Source organism: Allobosea sp. CS1GBMeth4, assembly GCF_900185715.1.
Lineage (GTDB): Bacteria > Pseudomonadota > Alphaproteobacteria > Rhizobiales > Beijerinckiaceae > Allobosea.
The window spans coordinates 180,697-205,820 of the sequence record NZ_FYAS01000031.1 but is presented as its reverse complement, the minus strand read 5'-3'; the positions used below and the strand labels follow the sequence as shown (position 1 = coordinate 205,820).

At 68.7% G+C, this 25,124-nt stretch carries 27 protein-coding genes; 11 read left to right on the top strand and 16 right to left on the bottom strand.

Features of this window, described 5'->3' with window-relative positions:
* Positions 1–16: 16 nt before the first annotated feature.
* Complete coding sequence (locus tag CS1GBM4_RS19605; RefSeq protein WP_186420429.1) at positions 17–1,144, top strand: Mrp/NBP35 family ATP-binding protein; 1,128 nt, start codon at positions 17–19, stop codon at positions 1,142–1,144.
* A 14-nt stretch (positions 1,145–1,158) separates the two neighbouring features.
* On the opposite strand, the gene CS1GBM4_RS19600 is transcribed toward CS1GBM4_RS19605, so the two are convergent.
* Positions 1,159–1,647: a VOC family protein gene (locus CS1GBM4_RS19600; RefSeq protein WP_186420428.1), complete on the bottom strand. Its 489-nt coding sequence runs from the start codon at positions 1,645–1,647 to the stop codon at positions 1,159–1,161.
* Between the two features lie 163 nt (positions 1,648–1,810).
* Between CS1GBM4_RS19600 and CS1GBM4_RS19595 the strand changes: the two genes are divergently transcribed.
* A complete protein-coding gene (locus CS1GBM4_RS19595; protein ID WP_186420427.1) occupies positions 1,811–2,221 on the top strand; it encodes an SRPBCC family protein in 411 nt (136 codons plus the stop codon).
* A 146-nt stretch (positions 2,222–2,367) separates the two neighbouring features.
* On the opposite strand, the gene CS1GBM4_RS24795 is transcribed toward CS1GBM4_RS19595, so the two are convergent.
* The 4 genes from CS1GBM4_RS24795 to CS1GBM4_RS19580 all read right to left on the bottom strand — a co-directional run bounded on the left by CS1GBM4_RS24795 (position 2,368) and on the right by CS1GBM4_RS19580 (position 4,615).
* A complete protein-coding gene (locus tag CS1GBM4_RS24795; RefSeq protein WP_280177737.1) occupies positions 2,368–2,490 on the bottom strand; it encodes a hypothetical protein in 123 nt (40 codons plus the stop codon).
* 67 nt (positions 2,491–2,557) lie between these two features.
* A complete protein-coding gene (gene mobA / locus CS1GBM4_RS19590) occupies positions 2,558–3,190 on the bottom strand; it encodes a molybdenum cofactor guanylyltransferase MobA (RefSeq protein ID WP_186420426.1) in 633 nt (210 codons plus the stop codon).
* Positions 3,183–4,076 (bottom strand): formate dehydrogenase accessory sulfurtransferase FdhD, encoded by an 894-nt coding sequence (locus tag CS1GBM4_RS19585; RefSeq protein WP_186420425.1) that lies wholly within the window; start codon positions 4,074–4,076, stop codon positions 3,183–3,185. Before CS1GBM4_RS19585 ends, mobA begins: the two co-directional genes overlap by 8 nt.
* 20 nt (positions 4,077–4,096) lie before the next feature.
* A complete protein-coding gene (locus tag CS1GBM4_RS19580) occupies positions 4,097–4,615 on the bottom strand; it encodes a DUF2478 domain-containing protein (protein WP_186420424.1) in 519 nt (172 codons plus the stop codon).
* A gap of 290 nt (positions 4,616–4,905) precedes the next feature.
* Between CS1GBM4_RS19580 and CS1GBM4_RS19575 the strand changes: the two genes are divergently transcribed.
* Together CS1GBM4_RS19575 and CS1GBM4_RS19570 are read left to right on the top strand one after the other, a co-directional pair.
* Positions 4,906–6,159 carry a peptide ABC transporter permease gene (locus CS1GBM4_RS19575; protein WP_186420423.1) on the top strand — a complete coding sequence of 418 codons (1,254 nt, stop codon included), beginning with the start codon at positions 4,906–4,908 and terminating at the stop codon, positions 6,157–6,159.
* Positions 6,160–6,267: 108 nt separating this feature from the next.
* On the top strand, positions 6,268–6,507 hold the full coding sequence (locus CS1GBM4_RS19570) for a hypothetical protein (RefSeq protein ID WP_186420422.1): 240 nt from the start codon (positions 6,268–6,270) through the stop codon (positions 6,505–6,507).
* A 176-nt stretch (positions 6,508–6,683) separates the two neighbouring features.
* On the opposite strand, the gene CS1GBM4_RS19565 is transcribed toward CS1GBM4_RS19570, so the two are convergent.
* From CS1GBM4_RS19565 to argE, 6 genes are all read right to left on the bottom strand, one after another.
* Positions 6,684–7,676, bottom strand: a complete 993-nt coding sequence (locus CS1GBM4_RS19565) for an oligopeptide/dipeptide ABC transporter ATP-binding protein (protein ID WP_186420421.1) — start codon at positions 7,674–7,676, stop codon at positions 6,684–6,686.
* Entirely contained in the window at positions 7,673–8,674 is a 1,002-nt protein-coding gene (locus tag CS1GBM4_RS19560; protein WP_186420420.1) for an ABC transporter ATP-binding protein, read from the bottom strand. Before CS1GBM4_RS19560 ends, CS1GBM4_RS19565 begins: the two co-directional genes overlap by 4 nt.
* A 4-nt stretch (positions 8,675–8,678) precedes the next feature.
* The gene (locus CS1GBM4_RS19555; RefSeq protein WP_186420419.1) at positions 8,679–9,626 is read right to left on the bottom strand and encodes an ABC transporter permease; all 948 of its coding nucleotides are present in this window, start codon (positions 9,624–9,626) and stop codon (positions 8,679–8,681) included.
* A gap of 7 nt (positions 9,627–9,633) precedes the next feature.
* Positions 9,634–10,614, bottom strand: a complete 981-nt coding sequence (locus tag CS1GBM4_RS19550) for an ABC transporter permease (protein ID WP_186420418.1) — start codon at positions 10,612–10,614, stop codon at positions 9,634–9,636.
* A 190-nt stretch (positions 10,615–10,804) separates the two neighbouring features.
* The gene (locus CS1GBM4_RS19545) at positions 10,805–12,346 is read right to left on the bottom strand and encodes an ABC transporter substrate-binding protein (protein ID WP_244607315.1); all 1,542 of its coding nucleotides are present in this window, start codon (positions 12,344–12,346) and stop codon (positions 10,805–10,807) included.
* 285 nt (positions 12,347–12,631) lie between these two features.
* Complete coding sequence (argE, locus tag CS1GBM4_RS19540) at positions 12,632–13,780, bottom strand: acetylornithine deacetylase (protein ID WP_244607309.1); 1,149 nt, start codon at positions 13,778–13,780, stop codon at positions 12,632–12,634.
* Between the two features lie 365 nt (positions 13,781–14,145).
* Between argE and CS1GBM4_RS19535 the strand changes: the two genes are divergently transcribed.
* The gene (locus tag CS1GBM4_RS19535) at positions 14,146–15,114 is read left to right on the top strand and encodes a pyridoxal-phosphate dependent enzyme (RefSeq protein WP_186420416.1); all 969 of its coding nucleotides are present in this window, start codon (positions 14,146–14,148) and stop codon (positions 15,112–15,114) included.
* 165 nt (positions 15,115–15,279) lie between these two features.
* Here CS1GBM4_RS19535 and CS1GBM4_RS19530 read toward each other — a convergent pair whose 3' ends face one another.
* Positions 15,280–15,873 (bottom strand): hypothetical protein, encoded by a 594-nt coding sequence (locus CS1GBM4_RS19530; RefSeq protein WP_186420415.1) that lies wholly within the window; start codon positions 15,871–15,873, stop codon positions 15,280–15,282.
* Positions 15,874–15,959: 86 nt separating this feature from the next.
* Positions 15,960–16,856, bottom strand: coding sequence for a LysR family transcriptional regulator (locus tag CS1GBM4_RS19525; protein WP_186420414.1), 897 nt, complete (start codon positions 16,854–16,856; stop codon positions 15,960–15,962).
* Positions 16,857–16,937: 81 nt separating this feature from the next.
* Here CS1GBM4_RS19525 and CS1GBM4_RS19520 point away from each other — a divergent pair, with 81 nt between their 5' ends.
* Genes CS1GBM4_RS19520 through CS1GBM4_RS19510 form a run of 3 tightly spaced genes read left to right on the top strand, consistent with a single transcriptional unit; the run spans position 16,938 to position 19,611 of the window.
* Positions 16,938–18,281 (top strand): acyclic terpene utilization AtuA family protein, encoded by a 1,344-nt coding sequence (locus CS1GBM4_RS19520; protein ID WP_186420413.1) that lies wholly within the window; start codon positions 16,938–16,940, stop codon positions 18,279–18,281.
* Between the two features lies 1 nt (position 18,282).
* The gene (locus tag CS1GBM4_RS19515; RefSeq protein ID WP_186420412.1) at positions 18,283–18,591 is read left to right on the top strand and encodes a hypothetical protein; all 309 of its coding nucleotides are present in this window, start codon (positions 18,283–18,285) and stop codon (positions 18,589–18,591) included.
* A gap of 51 nt (positions 18,592–18,642) precedes the next feature.
* On the top strand, positions 18,643–19,611 hold the full coding sequence (locus tag CS1GBM4_RS19510) for a tripartite tricarboxylate transporter substrate binding protein (protein WP_210201602.1): 969 nt from the start codon (positions 18,643–18,645) through the stop codon (positions 19,609–19,611).
* Between the two features lie 16 nt (positions 19,612–19,627).
* Here CS1GBM4_RS19510 and CS1GBM4_RS19505 read toward each other — a convergent pair whose 3' ends face one another.
* Positions 19,628–20,578 (bottom strand): phosphoribosylaminoimidazolesuccinocarboxamide synthase, encoded by a 951-nt coding sequence (locus CS1GBM4_RS19505; protein ID WP_186420410.1) that lies wholly within the window; start codon positions 20,576–20,578, stop codon positions 19,628–19,630.
* A gap of 210 nt (positions 20,579–20,788) precedes the next feature.
* Between CS1GBM4_RS19505 and CS1GBM4_RS19500 the strand changes: the two genes are divergently transcribed.
* Positions 20,789–21,964 carry a M20 aminoacylase family protein gene (locus CS1GBM4_RS19500; RefSeq protein ID WP_186420409.1) on the top strand — a complete coding sequence of 392 codons (1,176 nt, stop codon included), beginning with the start codon at positions 20,789–20,791 and terminating at the stop codon, positions 21,962–21,964.
* Positions 21,961–23,067, top strand: a complete 1,107-nt coding sequence (locus CS1GBM4_RS19495) for an NAD(P)/FAD-dependent oxidoreductase (RefSeq protein WP_186420408.1) — start codon at positions 21,961–21,963, stop codon at positions 23,065–23,067. The genes CS1GBM4_RS19500 and CS1GBM4_RS19495 overlap by 4 nt, the downstream gene beginning before the upstream one ends.
* Before the next feature lie 71 nt (positions 23,068–23,138).
* Here the strand turns inward: CS1GBM4_RS19495 and CS1GBM4_RS19490 are convergent, their stop codons facing one another.
* Entirely contained in the window at positions 23,139–23,474 is a 336-nt protein-coding gene (locus CS1GBM4_RS19490; RefSeq protein WP_186420407.1) for a GIY-YIG nuclease family protein, read from the bottom strand.
* A 99-nt stretch (positions 23,475–23,573) separates the two neighbouring features.
* Here CS1GBM4_RS19490 and CS1GBM4_RS19485 point away from each other — a divergent pair, with 99 nt between their 5' ends.
* Complete coding sequence (locus CS1GBM4_RS19485; protein WP_186420406.1) at positions 23,574–24,137, top strand: DUF2239 family protein; 564 nt, start codon at positions 23,574–23,576, stop codon at positions 24,135–24,137.
* A 159-nt stretch (positions 24,138–24,296) separates the two neighbouring features.
* On the opposite strand, the gene eda is transcribed toward CS1GBM4_RS19485, so the two are convergent.
* Positions 24,297–24,941 (bottom strand): bifunctional 4-hydroxy-2-oxoglutarate aldolase/2-dehydro-3-deoxy-phosphogluconate aldolase, encoded by a 645-nt coding sequence (eda, locus tag CS1GBM4_RS19480; protein ID WP_186420405.1) that lies wholly within the window; start codon positions 24,939–24,941, stop codon positions 24,297–24,299.
* Between the last annotated feature and the right edge of the window lie 183 nt (positions 24,942–25,124).

Sequence of the window (25,124 nt, the reverse complement as noted above, 5' to 3'; positions counted from 1 at the left end):
CAACCGGAGCCCCATCGTGGCCCTATCGCAAAACGACATCCTGCGCGCGCTCGAACTGGTGAAGCTGCCGGCGAGCGGGCAATCGCTCGCCGCCTCCGGCCGCGTCGGCGACATCCTGATCGACGGCGGCAAGGTGATCTTCGCGATCGCGATCGACGCGACCGAGGCCGGTGCGATGGAGCCGGTGCGCAAGGCGGCCGAGAGCGCGGTCGGCGGAATTCCCGGCGTGACGCAGGTGCTGGTCGGCCTCACCGGCGAAAGGGCGCCCTCGCGCGCCGCCGCCCCCTCCCCGGCCATGCAGGCGCGCCAGCAGGCGCACGGCCCCGGCGGCGCCGTGCCGAAGCCGGCCGGCATCCCCGGCGTGAAGCAGATCATCGCGGTGGCGAGCGGCAAGGGCGGCGTCGGCAAGTCGACGACCACGGCCAACCTCGCCGTCGGCCTGGCGACGCTCGGCCTCAAGGTCGGCGTGCTCGACGCCGACATCTATGGACCGTCTGTCCCGAAGATCTTCGGCGTCACCGGAAAGCCGCGGCTGGTCTCGGGCCGAACGCTGGCGCCGATGGAGGCATACGGCCTCAAGATCATGTCGATCGGCTTCCTGATCGACGAAGAGACGCCGATGATCTGGCGCGGGCCGATGGTGATCTCGGCGATCACCCAGATGCTGCGCGAGGTCGCCTGGGGCGAGCTCGACGTACTGGTCGTCGACATGCCGCCCGGCACGGGCGACGCCCAGCTCACGATGGCGCAGCAGACGCCGCTCGCCGGCGCGGTGATCGTCTCGACGCCGCAGGACCTCGCCTTGCTCGATGCCCGCCGCGGCGTCGCCATGTTCAGACGAGTCGAGGTGCCGATCCTCGGCATCGTCGAGAACATGAGCTATTTCGTCTGCCCGGCCTGCGGCCACCGCTCCGACATCTTCGCCCATGGCGGGGCGCGGCACGAGGCGGAGCGGCTCGGCGTGCCCTTCCTCGGCGAGATCCCGCTCGCGATGCCGATTCGCGAGACGTCGGATGGCGGCCGCCCGATCGTGGCGAGCGACCCGGACAGCGCCCATGCCAAGGCCTATGTCGCGCTGGCGCGGCAGGTGAAGGCCGGCCTTTCCGGGCCGGCCCGGGCAGCGCCGCGGATCGTGATCGAATAAGAGCAAGGCATGCTTCAGGCCTGCAGGTCGAGGCCACTCGGGCGGTCAGCCTGCAGCACAAGCCGATCCGAGCCGACGCCGGCGATCTCCGCCTGCCGCTCGATCAACACCCAGATGTGCCCGAACGGGTCGAACAGCGAGGCGACGCGCCGACCCTCGACATCCGTCTGGACCCGGTCGCGCAGCGTGGCGCCGGCGACGATCGCATGGGCGAAGCAGGCCTCGATGTCCGGCACCGTCAGCTGGATGATCATGCTGACCGCTCCGGCCGCCCTGGGGAAGAATGGGCCGCCATAGGCCGGCTCCTCCTCGCGCCGCGGATTCGCCCCGGCCACGGAGAGGCGCGTTCCACCGATGAGCATCTCCACTCCGGCGAGCTCGCCGTCGACCCTGTACGCCTTGAGCTGCCGCGCTTCGAACGCCTCGCTGTAGAAATCCGCGGCCTCCTGCTCGCGGCCGTGCTGAACCAGGATCGTCAGGCCGACGCCGATACTGTGCTCCATCGCGAATCTCCTCTTCCGTCGCCGCCGCGAAAAAGGCTGCCGAAGCCGGCGGATTCTTGGTCGATCCGCGGCGAGCTCGGGCATGCCGTCACCGAAACGCGATGACAGATGATTTTGTTCATGTTATGTTCCAACATCCGAGTGTCACCATGGAGACGCGCTCATGCCAGTCCTGCCGACGCGCCATCTCAGCATCGCGATCGACCGGCCGATCGAGGAGGTCTACGGCTTCCTCGCCGAGCCCATGAACTTCCCGAAATGGGCGGACGGGCTCGGCGACGAACTCCACCATGTCGAAGGAATGACCTATCGCGCCAGGACGCCGATGGGCCCGATGCGCGTGATGTTCAGCGAGCCCAATCGCTACGGCGTCCTCGACCATGCCGTCCTGCCCGACAGCGGCGCACCGATGCACAATCCGATGCGTGCATTCGCCAATGGCAGCGGCAGCGAGGTGGTGTTCACGCTGCTCAGGCGCCCCGAGATGTCGGATGACGAGTTCGCCCGCGACGCCGAATGGGTCGCGGCCGATCTGGCACGGCTGAAGAAACTGCTGGAGGCCAGAGCGCGCTGACTTCACATCGACTCGCCCTCGTCATCCCGGGCGAGCGAAGCCCGGAGCCGTCGCAGAGCTTCGGAGGCTTGCGACGGTCTGGAATCTACGCGGCTTCGCCGTTTGTCCAGGATGACGGAGTGGTTCCGCGCGAAGATCCGCGCGCCTCAGAGCCGCACGCTATTGGTCGTGTAGGCGACGTCGACGGGCCGCTGATAGGTCGCCAGCACCAAGCTGGCGCCATAGGCGGCAATGGCGGCAAAGGCGACGGCGATGATGAAAGGCTTCATGCGGATTCCCCCAGATGGCGAATAAGCTTCGCTCATGGGTTGAATCTAGGGGCCGTATTTGCGGCGATCAAGCATCACCAAGCGCGGCATGGAGCCGCTCGCCCTCGGCGAGATCGTCGGGCCGGTTGGCGTTGAAGAACGGATCGACCGGCGCCGCCGGCCATTCGACCGCGACGACGCCATGACGCGCCGTCCAGCGGTCGATCTTGCGTTCATCCTCGACGATGAGCGCGTGTCGCAACGCCTCGCGCAGCGCGACCGGCCAGAGCCCGATCACCGGATGGGTCCAGCCGCCCGAGGCGGCGCAGGCGAGCGGGACGCCGGCGGCTTCGCGCGCCGCATGCAGCCGCGCCACCAGATCGCGCGGGATGAAGGGCGTGTCGGCGGCGACGCTGACCAGCCATTGCGTGTCGGGCCGGTTCGCGGCGAGCCAGTCGAGACCGGCGAGGACGCCGGCGAGCGGCCCGGCGAAATCCGGCACGCTGTCGGCGGCCACCGGCAGGCCATACTCAGCGAAACGCGCGGGGTCGCCGTTGGCATTGAGCAGGAGCCCGCCGCATTGCGGACCGAGCCGCGCGACGACATGGGCGAGGATGGGGCGGCCGGCGATGGTGCGCAGCGGCTTGTCGCCGCCGCCCATGCGCCGGGCGAGCCCGCCGGCGAGCAGGAGACCGAGGGTCGCGGGCGCGGTATCAGTCATCGCCGCCCGCCCCCTTGCGGCGATGCTTCCCGCCTTCCTCCTCGACGCTGTCGGGATCCTGGTCGAAGACGATGCGGTCCTCGCCGGCGAGCGCGAGGAAGCGCTTGCCGCGGGCGCGGCCGATCAGGGTCAGGCCGGCCTTGCGGGCGAGCTCGACGCCCCATTCGGTGAAGCCTGAGCGCGAGACCAGGATGGGAATGCCCATACGCACGGTCTTGATCACCATCTCCGAGGTCAGCCGGCCGGTGGTGTAGAAGATCATCCGGCCAGGATCGACATCGTGGCGAAAGAGCCAGCCGGCGACCTTGTCGACGGCGTTGTGGCGGCCGACATCCTCCATGTAGACCAGCGGCCGGTCGCGCTCGCAGAGCACGCAGCCATGGATCGCGCCGGCCTCCAGATAGAGCGAGGGCGTGGTGTTGATCTTGCGGGTCAGCGCATAGAGCCAGCTCGTGCGCAATTCCGCCTTGGGCAGGACGATCTCGTCGATCGCCTCCATCAGGTCGCCGAAGGCAGTGCCCTGCGCGCAGCCCGAGGTCAGCGTCTTCTTCTTCAGCTTCTGCTCGAAATCGGTACGCTGCGGCGTGCGCACCACGACGACCTCGAGCTCCTCGTCGTAATCGACCGCCTCGACGCGGTCGCCACGCTTCAGCATGTTCTGGTTGAGCAGATAGCCGAGCGCCAGATACTCGGGATGATCGCCGATCGTCATCATCGTGACGATCTCCTGGCTGTTCAGATAGAGCGTCAGCGCCCGCTCGGTCACGACGCGGGTCTCGACGCGGGCGCCGGTATGGTCGATGCCGGCGACGTCCGCACCCAGCCGCGCGGCCGAAGGGTCGGGCCTGATCAGATAATCGTCGAGAAAATCGCTGCCGAGCGGCACGGAATGCTTCCTTGCGGGCTTCAGGCCGGCAGGCGCAACGCTGCCGTCGCCCAGTCCGTCACCGCGGCCGGCTCGGACGGCAGGCGCTGCCAATCCTCGCCGGCGAAGTCGGACCAGGCGGCGAGCATGTCGTCCCGCACCGCCGTCAGCAAAGGCAGGCCGGCGAGAACACCGGCGGCGATCTCGGCCCGCAGGCCCTGGCCGAGCACCTCCTGCTTGCCGAACTTGTTGACGATGACGAGGTCGACCGGGCCGGAGAGCGCGTCCGAGACGGCGGCGCCGGCGGCGGCGAGGCCGGCCGCGTCGAGCCGGCAGCCGGTCGAGCCCGCGCCGCGATCCTCGCTGATCGGAAAGCGACGGCCGGAGGCGAGATCCTCGAGCGCCATGCTGGCACAGCCGCTGGCGCAGTCGCCGCTGTTGTGCTGGACGACGCCACCGAGCCGCACGCCCGCGCGCCTGAGGGCGTCGGCGACCTCCGCCATCAACTCGTCGATGGCGAAGCCGGCGGAGTAGACGATCGCGGCGAGTGGAGCAGTCATCGTCCTCCTTCATCCCACGGAACGGCCGGCGCAGCTAGAGCCCGTTCCGATCAGCCTGCACTGAAGCCGATCGGAAAACGGGCCTCGCGCCAAGGGTGAGAGGCGGATTCGATCAGGTTCTTCCAACCCCATCGGATCCGGCTCTCGCGAACTTCCGGTGTCCGCCGGACACGAGAATGCCGGCGCAGTGTTGCAGCGCACCTACAGTCGAAGGCGCGTGCGGGCGCTAGGGTGAGCCGGGCTGATCCCGGCATTCCGATCGGGCGCGGCTCGCCGAGTACCGCTGGCCCATGATCCGCCCGAACGCCCAGACGCCTCTCGACCCTGCCGCCGACGCCGCGCTGCTGCTGCGCCGTATCGGTTTCGCGACGCTGGCGCTCGCCCTGCCGCTGGCGTCGCTGGTCTCGCGTCGCGCCGCCGTCGTGCTGGTGCCGATCGGGGTGATCTTGCTGGCCATAGCCGCGTTGATCGAGGCGCCGCGCTGGTTCGCCGGCAATATCAGGGCGTCGATCTTCAGCCGCGCCGGCTTGACATTGTGGGCGCTGGTCGGCTGGGCCGTGCTCTCGCTGGTCTGGAGTCCCTATACCGGCTCGGCCACCGAGAAGGCGGCCAATCTCTTCCTCGCCGTGGCGCTCGGCTTCGCCGGCGCGGCCGCGCTGCCGGAGCGCATGCGCGCCTCGAACCTCAACCTCGCGGCGCTCGGCGCCGGCACGGCGGCGATCTTCGCGCTCGGCCTGTTGCTGACCGAGGCGCTGAGTCCGATCGACTCGCGCGCGGCCAATGCCGCCGGCAGCGTCGAGCGCGGCGTCAGCGTCGTGCTGATCATGGCCTGGCCGGCGCTCGCCTGGCTGCTGTCGCGCGAGCGCGGGCTGACGGCGCTCGGGCTGGCGCTGGTCGTCGGACTGCTCGCCCTGTCGCGCATCGAGGATGGCGAGGCGATGGCGATGCTGTGCGGCGCGGTCGCGTTCGGCGCAGTCAGCGCCGACCGCATCGTCGGCGCTAGGCTGATGGGCGCGGTCATGGCCGGGCTGATGCTGCTGGCCCCGCTCCTCCCCTTCCTGCTGCTGCCGTTCTTCCGCCTTTCTCCGGCGGTGTTCAGCACGGTCGGCACCAGCCTCGACATCTGGGCCGACATCATCTCGAGCCGCCCGGTGCAGCTCATCACCGGCCATGGCCTGGACACGGTGCTGCGCGGGCGCACCACCGGAGCGCTGCCGCTCGAAGTCCCGACGACGATCCTGTTCGAGACCTGGTACGAGCTCGGCCTGGTCGGCGCGGCGACGGGAGCGCTCTGCCTGTATTTCGCGGTCAGCGCCGCAGGGCGCATGCCCGGCGCGCTCGCGGCCGGCGGTGTCGCGGCCTATGTCACGGCCTTCGCGCTGGCGGCGCTCGGCTTCGCCTCGTTCCAGACCTGGTGGCTGATGACGCTGACCGCCGTCGCGCTGCTGTTCACCGCGATCGCGCGCGGCCAATACCGCACCGAGCGGCCGGTGGCGCCGCTCGGCCGGCGGCCGAAGGCGCCGGTTGTGCCGTCGGACACCTGACGAGACCAGGCGGTGCGCGACGGGGGCAGCGGCCCGCCGCAGGCAAGGATTTCCTCCGGCGCGGGCCGGCTCTATCATCCTCCTGCCTCAGTTTGCGGGAGGGAACGCATGCCCGACCATGACGACCCGCTGGTCCTCGACCTCGTCGAATGGGTTTCTCGTGGCCCCCGAAGCCATGCCGAGGTGATCGAAACCTGGCGGACGTCCTGCCCGCGCCTGACGATATGGGAGGATGCCGTCGATCGCGGCTATCTGGCGCGCGGAGACGGCAACCTGGTCTCGATCACGTCGGAAGGCCGCGACCTGCTCGCCGCGCATGGCAGGCTGCCGCAGCCGGCAGGCGGTTAGAGCAGTTCCGCCAGAACCGCGCCGTCATTCCGACAGCGCAGCAGCGCGCCCGGATTTCGTGAACACCGGCCTTCCCAGACCGAGCGCTGCCTACGCGGGAGCGTGCTCCAACCGCGTCGTGTTCATGGGTTCCGGGCTCAGGCCTTCGGCCTGCCCCGGAATGACGAGGCAGGCGCTCAAGCCGCCTCGCGGCCCGCATTCACCGCATGGCAGGCGACGCCGTCGATCACCGGCGGATTCTCGACGCGGCAGCGGTCGAAGACCAGCGGGCAGCGCGGATGGAAGGTGCAGCCGGAAGGCGGGTTGATCGGATTCGGAATCTCGCCCTTCACGCCCTCGCGCGGCTTGCCGACCATGGCGAGGTCCGGCACGGCGTCAAGCAGCATCCTGGTGTAGGGATGGCGCGGGGCGGCGAAAAGCTGCCTGCCGTCGGAGACCTCGACGAGGCGGCCGAGATACATCACGCCGATACGGGTCGCCATATGGCGGACGACCGCGAGATTGTGGCTGATGAAGAGATAGGTCAGCCCGAACTTCTCCTGCAGATCGCGCATCAGGTTGAGGATCTGCGCCTGAACGGAGACGTCGAGCGCCGAGGTTGGCTCGTCACAGACGATGAACTCGGCATTGGAGGCGAGCGCGCGGGCGATGGCGATGCGCTGGCGCTGGCCGCCGGAGAACTCGTGCGGGAACTTCTTGCCGTCGTCGGGATGCAGCCCGACCAGCGAGAGCAGTTCGCCGACGCGCGCCTCGATCGCGGCCTCACCCTGGAGCAGGTCGAAGGCGCGGATCGGCTCGGCGATGATCCGGCCCACGCGCCAGCGCGGATTGAGCGAGGCGTAGGGATCCTGGAAGATCATCTGGATGCGCCGGCGCAGGCGCTGGCGCTCCTGCGCGGCCCTGGCGTCGAACATCGAGACGCCGTCGATCGCGACGGTGCCGCCCGAGGGCTGCAGCAGGCCGACGACCATGCGGGCCACGGTCGACTTGCCCGAGCCGGATTCGCCGACGAGCGCGAAGGTCTCGCCCTTGCGGATGTCGAAGGAGACGCCGTCGACCGCCTTGAGATACTGCCTGGGCGCATTTTCCAGCACCCGGTTGAGCCAGGGCTTGGAGACGTCGAAGACGCGCCTGAGGTCACGGACCTGGACGAAGGCTCTGTCGCTCACGCCGCGATCTCCGTCTTGCCGGCGGGCGCCTTCGCCGGATCATAGAGGTGGCAGGCGACCTGGTGTCCGCCGACATCGATCAGCTCCGGCCGGTCGATCCGGCAGCGGTCGAACACCCTGGAGCAACGCGGGTTGAAAGGGCAGCCCGCCGGAATGGCGGAGAGGCGCGGCATGGCGCCGGGAATCTGCACGAGCCGCTCGGCGTCGCCCTCGATCGAGGGGATCGCGCCCATCAACCCCTGCGTATAGGGGTGGAGCGGCTGCTTGATCACCTCGCGCACCGGCCCGATCTCGGCGACGCGCCCGGCATACATCACCGCGACCCGGTCGGCCGTCTCGGCGATGACGCCCATATCGTGGGTGACAAGCATCACCGAGGTGCCGCGTTCCTTGCAGAGTCGCTTGATCAGGCTGATGATCTGCGCCTGCACGGAGACATCGAGTGCCGTGGTCGGCTCGTCGGCGATAATGAATTCCGGCTTGGCGCAGAGCGCGAGCGCGATGACGACGCGCTGGCGCATGCCGCCGGAGAATTCGTGCGGGTAGCCGTCGATGCGCTTGTCGGGCGCGGGGATGCCGACCTCGTCGAGCAGGGCGATGGCGCGCTTGCGGGCCTCCGCCGCGTTGAGATCGGTATGGGTGCGGATCGTCTCGATCAGCTGCTCGCCGACCCGGTAGAGCGGGTTCAGGCTGGTCAGCGGGTCCTGGAAGATCATGCCGATGCGCTTGCCGCGGACGCGGCGCATCTGCTCCGACGGCAGATGGTCGACGCGCTCGCCGGAGAGCACGACCTTGCCGCCGGCGATCCGGCCGGGCGGATCGATCAGGCCGATGATGGCGGAGCCGGTGACCGACTTGCCGGCGCCGGATTCGCCGACCACGCCGAGCACCTCGCCGCGGGCGATGTCGAAGGAGACCTTGTCGAGCGCGCGCAGCGTGCCGCGGCGGGTGACGAACTCGACGGTGAGGTCCTGGACGGAGAGGACGGTCTCGGTCATCGGCTCACCTCAACCGCGGGTTCAGGGCATCGCGCAGCCAGTCGCCGAGCAGATTCACCGCCAGCACCAGCACGGCGAGGGTCACGCCCGGGAAGGTCACGATCCACCAGTCGCCGGAGAACAGATAGCGGTTGCCGATCGAGATCAGCGTGCCGAGCGAGGGCTGCGTCGGCGGCAGTCCGACGCCGAGGAAGGAGAGCGTCGCCTCGGTGATGACGGCGAGCGCGAGGTTGATGGTCAGGATGACCAGCACCGGGCCGATCACGTTGGGCAGGACATGGCGCAGCATGATCAGCGGCGCCGGCAGGCCGACGAGCCTGGCGGCCTGGACATAGTCCTTGTTGCGCTCGACCAGGGTGGAGCCGCGGATGGTGCGGGCATACTGCACCCAGAAGGACAGGCCGATCGAGATCACCAGCACGTAGAGCGCGGTGTCCTCGCGGCTGGCGCTCTTGAACAGGCCGCGCACGACGCCGTCGATCAGCAGCGCGATCAGGATGGCCGGAAAGGTCAACTGCACGTCGGCGATGCGCATGATCAGCGAGTCGACGCGGCCGCCGAGATAGCCGGCGAGCAGGCCGAGCGTGATGCCGATCGTCGCCGCCAGCAGCACGCCGAGCACGCCGACGATCAGCGAGACGCGCAGCCCGTAGAGGATCGCCGAATAGAGATCGCGGCCCTGATCGTCGGTGCCGAGGATGAACTTGGGATCGCCGCCCTGCTGCCAGGCCGGCGGGATATTGGCGTCGGAGAGGAAGACGGTCGCCGGATCGAAGGGATTGGTCGGCGCGATCCAGGGCGAGAAGGCCGCGCCGATGAACATCACCAGGACGATCACGGCTGCGACCATCGTCACCTTGGAGCGGAGGAAGCTCGCCAGAATGTCGCTGTCGAGAATCCGGGCCCAGAGCGAGGGCGGCTGTTTCGCCGAGGAAGCAGGTTGCGCGCTCATGCGGGCCTCAATGCGCCCCGACCGTCGCGCGCAGGCGCGGATCGACCAGCGCATAGAGCAGGTCGACGATCAGGTTGATGCTGACGAACAGGAAGGAGATCAGGATGAGATAGGCCGCCATGATCGGGATATCGACCTGCTGCACCGCCTTGAGGAAGAGCAGGCCCATGCCCGGCCACTGGAACACCGTCTCGGTGATGATCGCGAAGGCGATGATCGAGCCGAGCTGCAGGCCGGCGATGGTGATGACCGGCACCAGCGTGTTCTTCAGCGCATGGCCGAAATGGATCGCGCGCGTCCTGAGGCCGCGGGCGCGAGCGAACTTGATGTAGTCGGTGCGCAGCACCTCGAGCATCTCGGCCCGGACGAGGCGCATGATCAGCGTCATCTGGAACAGGCCGAGCGTGATCGAGGGCAGGATCAGCGCCTTCCAGCCCGAGGCGGTCAGAAGCCCCGTGGTCCACCAATTGCCGATCTTGACCACCTCGCCGCGCCCGAAGGACGGCAGCCAGCCGAGGGTGACGGAGAACAGGTAGATCAGGAGGATGCCGATCAGGAAGGTCGGCAGGCTGATGCCGACGAGGGAGATCGTCTGGAACAGCTTGGCGAGGATGCTGTCGCGGCGCAGCGCCGTGTAGACGCCCATCGGGATGCCGACCAGGAGCGAGAACAGCGCCGACATGAAGGCGAGCTCCAGCGTCGCCGGCGCGCGCTCGCCGAGCAGCGAGATCACCGGCAGGCGGAACTGGTAGGAGACACCGAATTCGAGCCGCGCGGCGTTGTAGATATAGCGCGCGAACTGGACGACCACCGGCTCGTCGAGGCCGAGCGTCCGGCGCAGTTGCGCCACCTGCTCCTGCGGCGTGTCGACGCCGACCATCTGGTTCACCGGGTCGCCGACGAAGCGGAACATGGTGAAGGCGATCAGCGCGACCGCGAGCATCACGATCAGTGACTGGAACAGCCGGCGCAGGACAAATGCGAGCATGTCGGCCTCAAGCCCCCGGTCTACCGAGGTTGGGAAACGCGCGGTCATCCCGGCTGGAGCGAAGCGGAGAGCCGGGATCCATCGTAGAGCTCAGTGCCTTACGATGGATCCCGGATCTGCGCGGCTGAAGCCGCTTGTCCGGGATGACGAGGAGATTGGCATCGCGGGGCGGTCAGGCCCCGCGCCGCCCTCACTGCTCCTTGGTGGCGTAATACAGCAGCACCGAATTGTCGGCGCGCTGGGCGAGCTTCACCTTCTTGGACACGCCCCAGGCCAGCGCCTGCTGGTGCAGCGGGATATAGGCGAACTCGTCGACGGTGATCTTGAAGGCTTCCTTGATCATCTCGTTGCGCTTGGCCGTGTCGGACTCGACCAGGATCTTGTCGGTGAGCTCGTCGACCTTCTTGTTGCAGTAATTGCCGAGGTTCGATTCGCCGCGCGACGAGCCGGCGACGTCGCGGCAGCCGAGAATGTCGTAGAGCACATTGTGGCTGTCGAAGGTGCCCGGCGTCCAGCCGAGCAGGTAGAACGAGGTCTTGTAGCCGCCCGGCTTCAGCACCTTGGCGAAGTACTGCGCCTTGGGCTGGGCGTTGAGGTTCACCTTGACGCCGATGCGCGCGAGCATGCCGACCACGGCCTGGCAGATCTGGCCGTCATTGACGTAGCGATCGTTCGGGCAATCCATGCCGAGCTCGAAGCCGTTCGGATAGCCGGCCTCGGCGAGCAGCTTCTTGGCGCCCTCGGTGTCGAACTTGGCGCGGGTGAAGCCGGCATGCGGGAACAGCTCCGGCGCGATCATCAGCGGCGACGGGGTCGAGAGCCCGCGCATGACGCGGCTCTTGATCGTCTCGATATCGATCGCCTGGAAGAAGGCCTGGCGGACCTTCGGATCCTTGAACGGATTCTTGCCCTTGACGCTCGATTCGAGCAGCTCGTCCCGGGTCTGGTCGAAGCCGATGAAGATGGTGCGCAGCTCCGGCCCGGTCAGAACCTGGGCGTTGCCGGAGGCGTTGACGCGCTGGATATCCTGGATCGGAACCGGCTCGATGACGTCGACCTCGCCGGAGAGCAGCGCGGCGACGCGGGTCGCGTCCGAGGAGATCGGCGTGAAGACGATCTCCTTGATGTTGCCTTCGATCTTCTTCCAGTAGTTCTCGTTGAGCTTGAAGACGGTCTTCACGCCCGGCTGGTGGCTCTCGATCTTGTAGGGGCCGGTGCCGTTGGCGTTGAGCGAGGCGTAGCTCGGGGTGGTCGCGGCCGCCGGCGTCGGGGCGACGGCGTTGTTCGCCTCCGCCCACTTCTTCGACATGATGTACCAGGTATCCCACTGCGCGTTCAGGATCGGGTTCGGCGTGGTCAGGATCACGTCGACCGTGTGGTCGTCGACCTTGACGAACTTGGCGCTGGTCGGGATGCGGGTGGTGAAGTTCGAGCCCTGGGCGCGAACGCGCTCGGCCGAGAAGATCACGTCATCGGCGGTGAAGTCCGAGCCGTCATGGAACTTGACGCCCTTGCGCAGGAAGAACCGCCATTTCAGGCCGTCGGGCGAGATCTCCCATTTCTCGGCGAGCGCCGGCTCGATCTTCAGGTCCTTCCCGCGGGCGGTCAGCCCCTCATAGGGATGCCCGAGATGGGCGTTCGTCGTGGTCTCGTTGACGGTATAGGGATCGAGCGACTTCAGCTCGCCCTGGTTGGCGTAACGCAGCGTCTGGGCCTGCGCAGCCCCGCACATCAAGGCCAGCGCCGCCACGGCTGCCAAGCAATGGGTCTTGAACGACATGGTGAGACTGCTCCAGTTGGTTGAAACCACTCCTCCCCAGGAGCGGTGCCGGCCGCCTGCTCGTTCCGGCGGCAGGCCGACGAAGGCGGCAGATTAATGACGGTTCGAAGCCCGCGTCCAGTGCGGCCGGTGGACTTCGCTGCACATCGAATTTTATTGCACGCCTCCGTCCGGGCACGCACGAAGCTGCGGGCTCCCGGACGAAGGCTTGCAAGGAACCATCCCGGCCGCGAGCGCTCAGCGGGTCAGATCCGCGATCAGCGCACGCACGAAGGCGGTGCCGGCCTCGAGCTGGGCCAGCGTGATGAACTCGTCCGGCTGATGCGCCTGGGCGATATCGCCGGGCCCGCAGACCACGGTCGACCAGCCCGCGGCCTGGAACAGGCCGCCCTCGGTGCCATAGGCGACGACATGGCCGGCATTGTCGCCGGTGAGGCGGCGGGACAGCGTCTCGGCGGCGCCGTCCTTTTCCGGCGCCAGCGGCGGCGTCTGTGAGGTGATTTCCAGGGTGATGCCGGTCTCGGGCGCGATCGCCTTCATCGGCGCCTCCAGCTCGGCGATCCTGGCCCGGTAGCGCGCGACATAGTCGGCACCGTCGCCCGGGACGACGCGAACCTCGTGGCTGAAGGCGCAATGCTCCGCCGTGATGTTGACCGCGGTGCCGCCCTCGACGACGCCGACATGCAGCGTCGAATAGGGCGGCTCGAACGGGTTGCCGGCTTCGGCCTTCGCCTTGTTCTCCTGCATGACGTCGTCGTGCCAGGCGATCAGCTTGCCGGCGACCATCACGGCCGGCACGCCGATATCGACGCGGCTCGAATGCACGGCATGGCCGCGCACCGTCGTCCTCATCCGGGTGCCGCCCTTGTGGCCGGTGACGACCTGCATCATCGAGGGCTCGCCGACGATCACAGCCGACGGCTTCAGCCCGGCCCTGGCCATGGCCTCGATCATGATGCGGGCGCCGACGCAGCCGATCTCCTCGTCATAGGAGAGCGCGATGTGGACGGGGCGCTTCAGCCCGGCCGCCAGCATCTCCGGCACCAAAGCGAGGGCGATCGCGTCGAAGCCCTTCATGTCGCAGGAGCCGCGGCCGTAGAGCTTGCCGTCGCGCTCGGTCAGCGTCCACGGATCGGAGCTCCAGGCCTGCCCCTCGACGGGGACCACGTCGGTATGGCCGGAGAGCACGACGCCGCCATCGACCTTCGGCCCGACCGTGGCGTAGAGATTGGCCTTCTCCCCGTCGGGACTCGGCACGATCGTGCTCTCGACGCCGTGCGCGGCGAGGTAGTCGCGGCAGAAATGGATCAGCTCGAGATTGCTGCGCCAGGATTCGGTGTTGAACGACACCAGCTTGGCCAGCATCTCCTTGGGAGTATAACGCACGGGCAGAAGTCTCCAGAAACCGGCCGACAGGCATGAACCGTGCCGGCAGGCTACGCTGGCGCAATGCAGGGTCAATCGCTATCGACGCCGCAGCAACGCATGTGCCGACGCATGACAATCGGGGCTCCGCCCTCCCCCGCTTGCGGAGGGTTGGGTGGGGGGCAGGTCCGCTCGGCGCCGGACTGAAAGAATGAATCGCTCTGTTTTCCGGCCCCCCACCCCTATTCCCTTCCCCACCGCAAGCGGGGGAAGGGAAAAGTGGTGCCGCTCCGATCGTTCGTCGAACATGCGCGCAGCCCGCTTGACCGGGCTGCACCGGGCGCGCTGTTGTGCCGGCCAACCGAATTCCCCCGCGTGAGTCCGCCATGTCCTTCGACGTCACCCTCGCCGACATCCAGGCCGCAGCCGTCCGCATCGCCGGCAAGGTCCGGCGCACGCCGACCTTCCTCAGCGCCGGGCTTTCGGCGCGTCTCGGCGTCGAGACCGTGGTCAAGGTCGAGAGCCTGCAGCTGGCGGGCTCGTTCAAGGTGCGCGGCTGCTACAACAAGCTGCTCGGACTTTCCGATGCCGAAAGGGCGCGCGGCGTCGTCACCGTCTCCGGCGGCAACCACGCCATCGCCGTCTCGCTGGTCGCCAGCATGCTCGGCATCCGGGCGCTGGTGCTGATGCCGAAAAATGTCGCGCCGCTCAACATCCGCCTGACCCAGGAAGCGGGCGGCGAGGTCGAGCTCTGCGAGGATGCGCTCGCCGCCTTCTCCAAGGCAGAGGAATACGAGGGCAAGGGCATGACCCATGTCCATTCCTATGACGACCCGGCGATCATCGCCGGCCACGGCACGGTCGGCCTCGAGCTCGCGGCCGATGCCGGCGGGCGGATCGATCACGTCTTCATCTCGATCGGCGGCGGCGGCTTCTCCGCCGGCGTCGGCGCGGCGCTGAAGGGGCTCGACCCGGCCGTGCGCATCCACGGCGTCGAGACCGAGGGCGCGACGACGATGACGCAGGCGCTCGCAGCCGGGAAGCCCGTGCCGATCCGCCCGACCTCGATCGCACGCACGCTGGGGGCTCCCTTCGCGACCGAGCGCACCATGGCGGCGGCGCACCAGTTCCTCGAGGAGATCGTCGTCGTCCCGGATGCGGAAGCGGTGCGCGAGCTGGTCTGGGTGCTGCAGAACGGCCGGGTGCTGCTCGAGCCGGCGGCATCCTGCACCGTCGCCGCGGCGCTGGCGCGCCGGGATCAGTTCAAGCCGGGCGAACGCATCGCGCTGGTGCTGTGCGGCTCGAACGTCGCGCTCGACGATATCGAGCGCTGGCGTGGGGAATTCGGGATCTGAGAACCGGCACGGGGTGCGCGACCCACGCCCCTCCGCTTCAGCCGCTCGGTCTAGAGCCCGTTCCGATCAGCTCGCACCGCAAACTGGTCGGCAAAAACGGTCTCTAAACTATAGGCGAGAGGCGGATTCACCGGTCAGATTGATTCAATCCGATCGGATCCGTCTCTACGGGACCACGACGCCCCGTGCCCGCCCGCCCGCGACCCGGCAGGAACAGCCGCCGCCGAGCCCCGAGGGGTTGATCAGCCGGCAGGTCCGCACCGGGGTCTGGCAATACTCGCCGATGCCGGCCGGCACCACCGGGGCGGCATAATAGGGCCGGCGGTAGTAATAGTAGGCCGGCTCCTCGTAATAGGGCGCGCCATAGTAGTAATAGGGATAGGCTGCGGCGCTTCCGAGAATGGCGCCGGCCGCCAAAGCACCGGCGCCCCAGCCCCAATTGTCGTAATAGCCGCGCCGCCAGTAGCCGCGCCCGTAATAGCCTCCGCCATACCAGCGATTGGGCCGATAGCCCCAGCCGGCGCCGCGATAGACACCGCCCCCATAGATGCCGCCGCGATAGCCGCCCGACCCCAGGCGATAGCCGCCGCCGAAGCCGCCGGTGGAAAGCGCCCGGTTCCCCCCGCCGCTGAGCGCGCCGCCCATGCGGACGCCGCCGCCGAGAGGGGGACCGCCGCTCAGGGCCTGAGCCGAGGCGTCATGAACGGTGAAGGCCAGCAAGGGGGCAAGCGAGGCGGCGAGAACGATCAGGCGGCGCATGAGGGCCTCCCATTCGACAGGGACAAATCACTATAACACATCAAGGCCCCGGCTGCTCCAGCCTGACGCCGCTCGCCCGCCCGAGCTCACGGAGCGGCTGCGAGGATCCGGGCGAGCTCGGCCAGGAAACGCTCGCTCGCCGGCGGCAGCGCCCGCCTCCGGCGCTTCACCACTGCGATCGGCCGGACGAAGCCGTCGCCCTCGATCTGCTGCGAGCGCAGGCTGTGCTCGGCCCGGACCTCCATCGCCGAGCCGGGCAGGATTGCGACGCCGAGGCCGGCGCGCACCATGCCGACGGCGCTCGCCATATAGGTGACCTCGGCGCCGATGCACGGCGACAGTCCGGCATCGGCGAAGGCCCGGTCGACCACCTGCCTAACGCTGGTCGCTGTATCCATGAGCACCAGCGGATAGCTTGCCAGATCGGCGATGCCGATCGTCGCCAATCCGGCGAGCGGATGGCCCTCCGGATAGACGGCGTGCATGCGGTCGCTGCCGCGCAGCAGGATCTCGAGATCGGCGTGCGGGACCGCGCCGCCGGTCAGGCCCAGATCGGCCGCGCCGCCGGCGACGAGCTCTGCGACTTCGCTCGCGATGACGTCGCGAATGACGAAGCCGACGCCGGGATGGGCCGCCCGGAAACCGGCGATCGCCTCCGGCAGCACACCCGAGGCGAAGGAGGGCAGCAGGGCGAGCCGGACGATGCCACGCTCGATGGTGGAGAGCTGGCGCGTCTCCGCGAGAACGCCGTCGAGCTCACGCAGGATGCGGCCCAGCCCCGGCAGCAATTCGGCGCCGTTGCGCGTCAATGCGACCATGCGGGTATTGCGGTCGAACAGGCGCAGGCCGAGCACGTCCTCGAGTTTGCGGATCTGCACGGTCAGCGCCGGCTGCGACAGATGCAGGCTCGCGGCGGCGCGGGTGAAGCTGCCGCATTCGGCCACCGTCACGAAGGCGCGCAACTGCCGGACATCGAGGTTCATACAAAACTTCTATTACTGTGATCCAATCATTTCAATTGTTAGATCAATCGCTTCATGGCTTCCTGCCGCCATGGAGGAGCGATGAGGACGGTCCGGATCGGGGCAGGTGCCGGCTATTCCGGCGACAGGATCGAGCCGGCGGTCGAACTCGCCGAAAAGGGCGCGCTCGACTATCTCGTCTTCGAATGCCTCGCCGAGCGCACCATCGCGCTGGCGCAGCAGGCTCGCCGGGCCGATCCGGAGGCCGGCTTCGATCCCCTGCTCGGCGAGCGGCTTCGGGTCGTGCTGGCGCCATGCCGGCACAGCGGCACGCGGATCGTCACCAATATGGGCGCTGCCAATCCGCTGGCGGCAGCGCGCCATGCCGCCGACCTCGCCCGCCGGCTCGGCTTCGCCGGTCTCAGGATCGCCGCCATCGCCGGCGACGACGTCGTCGACGCCATGGCCGGAAGCGATTGCCGGATCGAGGAGACCGGAGCACCGGTCTCCGCGCTCGCCGAGGCGCTGGTCTCCGCCAACGCCTATATCGGCGCGGCGCCGATCGCCGAGGCGCTGGCCGCCGGCGCGGACCTCGTCATCACCGGCCGCGCCGCCGACCCGTCGCTCTTCGTCGGGCCGCTCGCGCATGCCTTCGGCTGGTCCTTCGACGACTGGCACCGGCTCGGCCAGGCGACGCTGGCCGGCCATCTGCTCGAATGCGCGGGCCAGGTGACCGGCGGCTATTTCGCCGATCCCGGCTACAAGGATGTCGCCGGCCTCGCCCGGCTCGGCTTCCCGATCGGCGAGGTGTCGGAGGATGGCAGCATCGTCGTCACCAAGGTCGCGGGCTCGGGCGGACAGGTCACGCCGGCGACCTGCAAGGAGCAGATCCTCTACGAACTGCACGATCCGGCCCGTTATCTCACGCCCGACGTCAGCGCCGATTTTTCGCAGGTCCGCGTGACGCAGCTCGGCCCCGACCGGGTCCGCGTCGACGGCGCGACGGGGCGGGCGCGGCCGGAGCAGCTCAAGGTTTCGCTCGGCGTGGCCGAGGGCTTCGTCGGCGAGGGCCAGATCTCCTATGCCGGGCCGGGCGCCAGGGCACGCGGCGAGCTCGCGCTCGCCATCGTGCGCAAGCGGCTGGCGCTGACCGGCGCGGCGGCGAGCGAGCTGCGTTTCGACCTGATCGGCATCGACGCGCTGCACGGGGCGGCACTCTCCGCCATCGGCGGCCACGAGCCTTACGAGGTCCGCGTCCGCGTCGCCGGGCGTGCGGCGAGCCGGGCCGAAGCGGCGCGGATCGGACGCGAGGTCGAGACGCTCTACACCAACGGCCCGGCCGGCGGCGGCGGCGTCACCACCGCGATCCGCGAGGTGCTCGGCGTGCTCTCGACCTATCTGCCGCGCGCACGGGTCAGGCCCACCATGCACATGCTGGAGAGCTGAGATGAAGCTGCGCCAGATCGCCCATGCCCGCACCGGCGACAAGGGCGACACCTCCAGCATCGCGCTGATCGCCTTCGATCCGGCCGACTATCCGAGACTCGTCCGGGAGGTCACGGCGGCCCGCGTCAAGGCGCATTTCGGCGGGCTCGTCGCCGGAGACGTCACTCGCTACGAGGTGCCGAGCCTCGGCGCGCTGAACTTCGTCATGCGCCAGGCGCTCGGCGGCGGCGTCACCCGCTCGCTCGCGCTCGACACGCACGGCAAGAGCCTGAGCTCGGCCCTGCTCGATCTCGACATTCCCGACGAATGAAAGCCGCCCGCGCGCAAGCGGGCGACAACCGAAACCATGGAGGAGACGACGATGCAGACGAGACGATGGATGCTCTCCACGGCGGCCGCGGCCGCGGCCGGGCTGGCACTGCCGGCGACGGCTCAGGATTTCCCGAGCAGGTCGATCAAGTTCGTCGTGCCGTTCGCGGCCGGCAGCGCCACCGACGCGCTGGCGCGCATCCTCGGAGAGAGTCTGTCGAAGAGCCTCGGCAAGCCGGTCGTGATCGAGAATCTCGCCGGCGCCAGCGGCATCCTGGCCGCGCAGAACGTCGCCCGCGCCGATGCCGACGGCCATACGCTGCTGATCACCACCAACACGACGCACGGCGCCAACCAGAGCCTGCTCAAGAGCGTGCCCTATGACGCGGTCAAGGATTTCGAGCCGGTCGGCAAGCTCGGCACGATCACCTTGGCGCTGGCGACGCATCAGTCCGTCCCGGCCAGGACGGTGCAAGACCTCGTCGCCTACGCCAAGGCCAATCCGGGCAAGCTCACCTTCGGAGCCGGCTCGAGCTCGTCGCGCATCGCCGGCGAGATGCTGAAGTCGCTCGCCGGGCTCGATCTGACCTATGTGCCCTATCGCAGCAATCCGCAGGCGATCACCGACCTGCTCGGCGGCCAGATCTCGCTCGTCTTCGCCGACATCTCGACGACCCTGCCGCAGATCAAGGCCGGCAAGGTCAACGGGCTCGCCGTCTCGACCGCCAGGCGCAGCGCGCTCGCGCCGGACCTGCCGACGATGGCGGAAGCCGGCGTCGCAGGCTACGACCTCGCCGCCTGGTTCGCCGCCTTCGCTCCGGCCAGGACACCGCAACCGGTCGTCGCCAGGCTCAACCAGGCGTTCGTCGCCGCGCTCAACGACAAGGCGACCCAGGAGCGCCTGCTCGCCGCCGGCATCGAGCCGGAGGCCGGCACGCCGGCCGAACTGCGGGCGTTCGTGCCGGTCGAGATCAGGAAATGGGCCGATATCGTCAAGGCGGCCGGCATCCAGCCGGAGTGAGCGCCGTGGGCGCGCCTCAGAAATAGCGCGCGAGGTTCTGCCGGATCCGCTCCAGCGGCGGAATATCGGCCGGAGGCGGCTCGAAGGCCTTGCCCGTGATCGTCTCGAACGCCCTGATGTAGACCTGCGAGGTCTGTTCGATCAGTTCGTCCGGGATCGGCGGGATCGGCTCCCTGTAGGGGTCGCAGCGCGCGGCGACCCAGTTGCGCACGAAATCCTTGTCGAAGCTCTCCGGCTTCTCGCCGCGGGCGAAACGCTCGGCATAGCTGCCGGCGAACCAGTAGCGGCTCGAATCGGGCGTATGGATCTCGTCGGCCAGAATGATCCTGCCCTCGGAATCGGTGCCGAACTCGTATTTGGTGTCGGCGAGGATGAGGCCGCGCTCGGCCGCGAGTTGCTGGCCCCGGGCGAACAGCGCCAGCGCGTAGCTGGACACGATCTCCCATTGCGCCTCGGTCAGCAGCCCCTGCTCCAGGATCTGTGCCGGCGAGAGCGGCTCGTCATGGCCCCCGTCGAAGGCCTTGCTGGTCGGGGTGATGATCGCCTGCGGCAGCGCCTCGTTGTCGCGCAGGCCATCGGGGAAGCGCTGGCCGTACATCTCGCGCGCGCCCTGCTTGTACATGGTCAGGATCGAGGTGCCGGTGGTGCCGGCGAGATAGCCGCGCGCCACGATCTCGACCGGCAGGATGTCGAGGCGCCTGCCGACGACGACATTGGGATCGGGATAGTCGAGCACGTGATTGGGGCAGATGTCCGCCGTCTCCTCGAACCAGAAGCGCGCCGTCTGGGTCAGCACCTGGCCCTTGAACGGGATGCAGGCGATGGCGCGGTCGAAGGCGCTGAGGCGATCGGTGGCGATGATGATCCGGCGCCCGTCCGGCAGGTCGTAATTCTCGCGGACCTTGCCGCGGTAATGGTTGGGCAGCTCCGGGATCGTGACATCGCGGATCGTCTGGGCCTCGGACATGGCAGCACTCGTCAGGTCGGGATCGCCCGGAGCGAGACTCTCCGGACGTTTCGCTCTTAACCCTTTCGCAGCGATGTGGACAGGAGGCGCGACGCATTCGCCGGCCTCCGCCCCCTCATGCCGCATTCGGCTTGGACGGACGCGCCCCGCCGGGCTAGCGTGCGCGCCCACAACCCGTTTTCTGCCAAGCCGCGACCTGTCGAGGACACGATGCCCAAATCCGATCTCATCGCCGCGATCGAACCGGAGATCAGCGCGATCCGCCGCGACTTCCACCGCCATCCCGAACTGCTCTTCGATGTGCACCGCACGGCCGGCATCGTCGCCGACAAGCTCAAGGAGTGGGGCGTCGACGAGGTGGTGACCGGGATCGGGCGCACCGGCGTCGTCGGCGTGATCCGCGGCAAGGGTCAGGATTCCGGCAAGGTCATCGGCCTGCGCGCCGACATGGACGCGCTGCCGATCCACGAGGAGACCAATCTCGAGCATCGCTCGACCGTGCCCGGCACGATGCACGCCTGCGGCCATGACGGGCACACCGCCATGCTGCTCGGCGCGGCCAAGTACCTGGCTCAGACCCGCGACTTCGACGGAACCGCGATCGTGATCTTCCAGCCGGCCGAGGAAGGCGGCGGTGGCGGCCGGGAGATGTGCAAGGATGGGCTGATGGAGCGCTTCGGCGTGCAGGAGGTCTACGGCCTGCACAACATGCCGGGCCTGCCGGTCGGCCAGTTCGCCATCCGCAAGGGGCCGATGATGGCGGCGGCCGACCGCTTTCTGGTCAGGCTCGAAGGCCGCGGTGGCCACGCCGCCAAGCCGAACGAGACGATCGACCCGCTGGTCGCCGCCTGCCAGCTCGTCTCCTCGCTGCAGACCATCGCCTCGCGCAATGCCGATCCGCTCGATTCCGTCGTCGTCTCGGTGACGGCGCTGCAGGCCGGCCAGGCCTTCAACGTCATCCCGCAGCATGCCGAGATCAAGGGCACGGTGCGCTCACTCTCCCCGGAGATGCGCGACCTCGCCGAGAAGCGCTTCCGCGAGATCGTCGCCGGCACCTGCCAGGCCTTCGGCCTCAGCGTCACGATCGAATACGAGCGCGGCTACCCGGTCACCTTCAACCATGCCGGACAGACCGACTTCGTCACCAGCGCGACGAAGAGCGCCTTCGGCAAGGAGGCGATCGACACCGGGGTGCCGCCGACCATGGGTTCGGAGGACTTCTCCTTCATGCTCGAGGAGCGGCCGGGCGCCTACATCTTCATGGGCAACGGCGATTCGGCCGGGCTGCACCACCCCGCCTACGAGTTCAACGACAAGGCGATCCCGGTGGGCATGACCTATTGGGCGAGCCTGGTCGAAATGGCGATGCCGCAGCGCGTGGCATGAGCGACATCGACTGCCTGGTGATCGGGGCCGGCGTCGTCGGCCTCGCGACGGCGCGCGCGCTCGCGCTCGCCGGCCGCGAGGTCGTGATCGCCGAGGCCGCCGACGGGATCGGCACCCAGACCTCGGCGCGCAACAGCGAGGTCATCCACGCGGGCATCTATTATCCGCCGGGCTCGCTGAAGGCGCGCGTCTGCGTCGAGGGGCGTTCGCTGCTCTATGCCTATCTTCGCGAGCGCGGCCTGCCGCACAAGGCCTGCGGCAAACTGATCGTCGGCACCCATGCCGGCCAGCGTCCGGCGCTGGAGACGATCGCGGCCCGCGCCGCCGCCTCGGGCGTGACCTCCCTGCGCTGGCTCGACGGTGCGCAGGCGAAGGCGCTGGAGCCGGAGGTGACCTGCGAGATCGCCCTGCTCTCGCCCGAGACCGGCGTGGTCGACAGCCATGCCCTGATGCTGTCGCTGCTCGGCGATTGCGAGGCAGCCGGTGGCTCGCTCGCGCTGAATACGCCGATCCTGGGCTGGCGGCGCGAGGGCAGCGGCTTCAGCGTCGATTTCGGCGGGGCGGACCCCGCGACCTATACCGCCGGCACCGTGGTGAATTCGGCCGGCCACGGCGCGCCGCGCCTTCTCGGCAAGCTCGACGGCTTCCCGGGGACGCATGTGCCGAGACAATCCTTCGCCAAGGGCAATTATTTCTCGCTGCTGGGCAGGCAGCCCTTCAACCATCTGATCTATCCGATCCCGGAGGCGGCCGGCCTCGGTATCCACGCCACCATCGACATGGCCGGCCGCGTCAAGTTCGGCCCCGATGTCGAATGGGTCGAGCACGATCAGGATCTCGTGGTCGATCCCGGCCGCGCCGGGACGTTCTATGCCGCGATCAGGACCTACTGGCCGGCCCTGCCCGACGGCGCGCTCGTCGCCGACTATGCCGGCATCCGGCCCAAGCTGCACGGGCCGGCCGAGCCGATGCCGGATTTCCGCATCGACGGGCCGGCGGAGCATGGCTTGCCCGGGCTGGTCAACCTACTCGGCATCGAGAGCCCCGGCCTGACGAGCTCGCTCGCGATCGCGGACATCGTGGTGGAGCGGCTGGCGGCCTGACGCCGCTTCCCGTCACGGCCGGGCTCGTCCCGGCCATCCACGTCTTCTTTCTGGCATGACGGCGCGTCGCCTCACACCGCCTCCGCCCCCAATTCCACGCACCAATGCGCCAGCCGCGCCTTCATGACGCGCTCGCGGCCGGCCTCCAGCGCCTTCTCGTCGAGACGTTCGAGCTCCTCGAAGGCGAAGGCGCTCTCGCCATGCGCGTTCCAGGCGGCCTGCAGCTTTCGCCCGCGATGGCTGCCATGGCGCAGCGTGAACCAGACCCGGTTCCGGATGGTCGAGAGGTCCGGCGCCTGCCCGGCCCAGCGCTCGCCGCTCGCGAGGCAGCGCACCAGATAGATGCCGGCTGCGACCTTGCGCTCTCGATAGGCCGCAATGGCCGCCTTCCTGTCCTCGCGACGCATTGCGCCCTCCTTCAATGAGGGCACGGCAATTATCATCCGGGCAATATTGACTCAAGTATTTTTATCCGGGTATTTTATCGCCCCACTCAGGAACCGACCATGCCCGACGCCGATCGTCTTTCCACTGCCTTCGACGGCAGCAGCATCCTCGCCCGAGGCCGCCTGGCCGAAGTTGCCGTCGCCGTGCGGAAACGACTGGACGAGAGCCCCGAAGCAACGCCACTGACCTTCGACGACGCGACCGGCCGGGTGATCGATCTCGACCTGCGCGGCACCCCGGCGGAGATCGTCGCCAGACTGGGCGACGAGCCGCGCGGACGCGGACGGCCGAAGCTCGGCGTGGTCGCGCGCGAGGTGACGCTGCTGCCACGGCATTGGGAATGGCTCGCGGCGCAGCCAGGCGGCGCCTCGCAGGCGCTCAGGCGCCTGATCGACGAAGCCCGGCGCGGCGATCGTGGCGAGACGCAAGGACGGATCGCCCGCGAGGCGGCCTATCGCGTCATGCACGCGCTCGCCGGCGACCTGCCGGGCTTCGAGGAGGCGACGCGCGCGCTCTTCGCCAATGACGAGGTCGGCTTCTTCCGGCAGGCATCGGGCTGGCCGGCCGACATCCGCACCTATGCCCAGGAACTGGCCTGGAGCGCGGTCCGGGACGAGGATTGAGGCGCACACGGTCATTCCGGGGCTTCGCGCCAGCGAAGAGCCCGGAATCCAGAACCGCTGCGCCCGGTCGCGAAGGCGCCTGATCGAAAAGTCCCCTTGGAATCGGCATCGGTTCTGGATTCCGGGCTCAGGCCTTTGGCCTGCCCCGGAAAGACGGCATCAGCCGCGCAATTCCGCGACCCTCGCGCGCGCTTCCCTGGAGAGTCTCGTCACCTGCGCCCAGGCGCGGTCCTTCACCGCATCGGCCGGGACGAGCCAGGAGCCGCCGACGCAGATCACCTGCGGCAGCGCGAGATAATTGCCGAGATTGGCGAGCGAAACGCCGCCGGTCGGGCAGAACCGGAGCTGCGGGAACGGGCCCGAGAGCGCCTTGAGCGCGCCGACCCCGCCGGCCTGCTCGGCCGGGAAGAACTTGCACGTGGCGCGCCCCGCCCCGACGGCGCGCATGCAGTCGGAGGCGGTGGCGACGCCGGGCAGCCAGGGCAGTCCTGTCCTGCGCATCGCCTCGTCGACGCTTTCGGTGAAGCCGGGGCTGACCACGGCGCGGGCGCCGGCATCGTGAACCGCGGCCGCCTGGGCCGGCGTCACCACCGTTCCGGCCACGGGAAGGATGCCCGGAACCCTCTTCGCCACGATCTCGAGCGCCGCCATCGCCGCCGGGCGGCGCAAGGTGATCTCGATCACGTCGATGCCGCCGGCGAGCAGGGCTTCCGCCAGCGGCACGGCGATCTCGGCGTCGTCGATGACGACGACGGGGACGACGCCACAGGCCTCGAGGCGGGTGATTTCGGGGGCGACCGACATGACGCTGTTCCTCTTACGCGGCGCGGCTGACGCCTTGTCTCGACTCTTCATATCCGCCGTCACTCCGGACGCTGCGAAGCGGAGCGCCGGAATCCATACGGAGCGCAACGCCCTTCAATGGATTCCGGCGCTCCGCTTACGCGGCTTGTCCGGAACGACGGAGAGGTTTCAAAGGCATCCCCG

Bases quoted from the DNA above. Each gene is read 5' to 3' on its own strand.
- eda (WP_186420405.1), bottom strand. From the start codon at position 24,941: ATGTCGGTCGCCCCCGAAATCACCCGCCTCGAGGCCTGTGGCGTCGTC.
- CS1GBM4_RS19500 (WP_186420409.1), top strand. From the start codon at position 20,789: ATGCCCAAATCCGATCTCATCGCCGCGATCGAACCGGAGATCAGCGCG.
- CS1GBM4_RS19560 (WP_186420420.1), bottom strand. From the start codon at position 8,674: ATGACCGAGACCGTCCTCTCCGTCCAGGACCTCACCGTCGAGTTCGTC.
- CS1GBM4_RS19570 (WP_186420422.1), top strand. From the start codon at position 6,268: ATGCCCGACCATGACGACCCGCTGGTCCTCGACCTCGTCGAATGGGTT.
- CS1GBM4_RS19515 (WP_186420412.1), top strand. From the start codon at position 18,283: ATGAAGCTGCGCCAGATCGCCCATGCCCGCACCGGCGACAAGGGCGAC.
- CS1GBM4_RS19555 (WP_186420419.1), bottom strand. From the start codon at position 9,626: ATGAGCGCGCAACCTGCTTCCTCGGCGAAACAGCCGCCCTCGCTCTGG.
- CS1GBM4_RS19600 (WP_186420428.1), bottom strand. From the start codon at position 1,647: ATGGAGCACAGTATCGGCGTCGGCCTGACGATCCTGGTTCAGCACGGC.
- CS1GBM4_RS19505 (WP_186420410.1), bottom strand. From the start codon at position 20,578: ATGTCCGAGGCCCAGACGATCCGCGATGTCACGATCCCGGAGCTGCCC.
- mobA (WP_186420426.1), bottom strand. From the start codon at position 3,190: ATGACTGATACCGCGCCCGCGACCCTCGGTCTCCTGCTCGCCGGCGGG.
- CS1GBM4_RS19545 (WP_244607315.1), bottom strand. From the start codon at position 12,346: ATGTGCGGGGCTGCGCAGGCCCAGACGCTGCGTTACGCCAACCAGGGC.
- CS1GBM4_RS19495 (WP_186420408.1), top strand. From the start codon at position 21,961: ATGAGCGACATCGACTGCCTGGTGATCGGGGCCGGCGTCGTCGGCCTC.
- CS1GBM4_RS24795 (WP_280177737.1), bottom strand. From the start codon at position 2,490: ATGAAGCCTTTCATCATCGCCGTCGCCTTTGCCGCCATTGCCGCCTAT.
- CS1GBM4_RS19575 (WP_186420423.1), top strand. From the start codon at position 4,906: ATGATCCGCCCGAACGCCCAGACGCCTCTCGACCCTGCCGCCGACGCC.
- CS1GBM4_RS19510 (WP_210201602.1), top strand. From the start codon at position 18,643: ATGCAGACGAGACGATGGATGCTCTCCACGGCGGCCGCGGCCGCGGCC.
- CS1GBM4_RS19485 (WP_186420406.1), top strand. From the start codon at position 23,574: ATGCCCGACGCCGATCGTCTTTCCACTGCCTTCGACGGCAGCAGCATC.
- CS1GBM4_RS19535 (WP_186420416.1), top strand. From the start codon at position 14,146: ATGTCCTTCGACGTCACCCTCGCCGACATCCAGGCCGCAGCCGTCCGC.
- CS1GBM4_RS19580 (WP_186420424.1), bottom strand. From the start codon at position 4,615: ATGACTGCTCCACTCGCCGCGATCGTCTACTCCGCCGGCTTCGCCATC.
- CS1GBM4_RS19490 (WP_186420407.1), bottom strand. From the start codon at position 23,474: ATGCGTCGCGAGGACAGGAAGGCGGCCATTGCGGCCTATCGAGAGCGC.
- CS1GBM4_RS19550 (WP_186420418.1), bottom strand. From the start codon at position 10,614: ATGCTCGCATTTGTCCTGCGCCGGCTGTTCCAGTCACTGATCGTGATG.
- CS1GBM4_RS19530 (WP_186420415.1), bottom strand. From the start codon at position 15,873: ATGCGCCGCCTGATCGTTCTCGCCGCCTCGCTTGCCCCCTTGCTGGCC.
- CS1GBM4_RS19520 (WP_186420413.1), top strand. From the start codon at position 16,938: ATGAGGACGGTCCGGATCGGGGCAGGTGCCGGCTATTCCGGCGACAGG.
- CS1GBM4_RS19595 (WP_186420427.1), top strand. From the start codon at position 1,811: ATGCCAGTCCTGCCGACGCGCCATCTCAGCATCGCGATCGACCGGCCG.
- CS1GBM4_RS19525 (WP_186420414.1), bottom strand. From the start codon at position 16,856: ATGAACCTCGATGTCCGGCAGTTGCGCGCCTTCGTGACGGTGGCCGAA.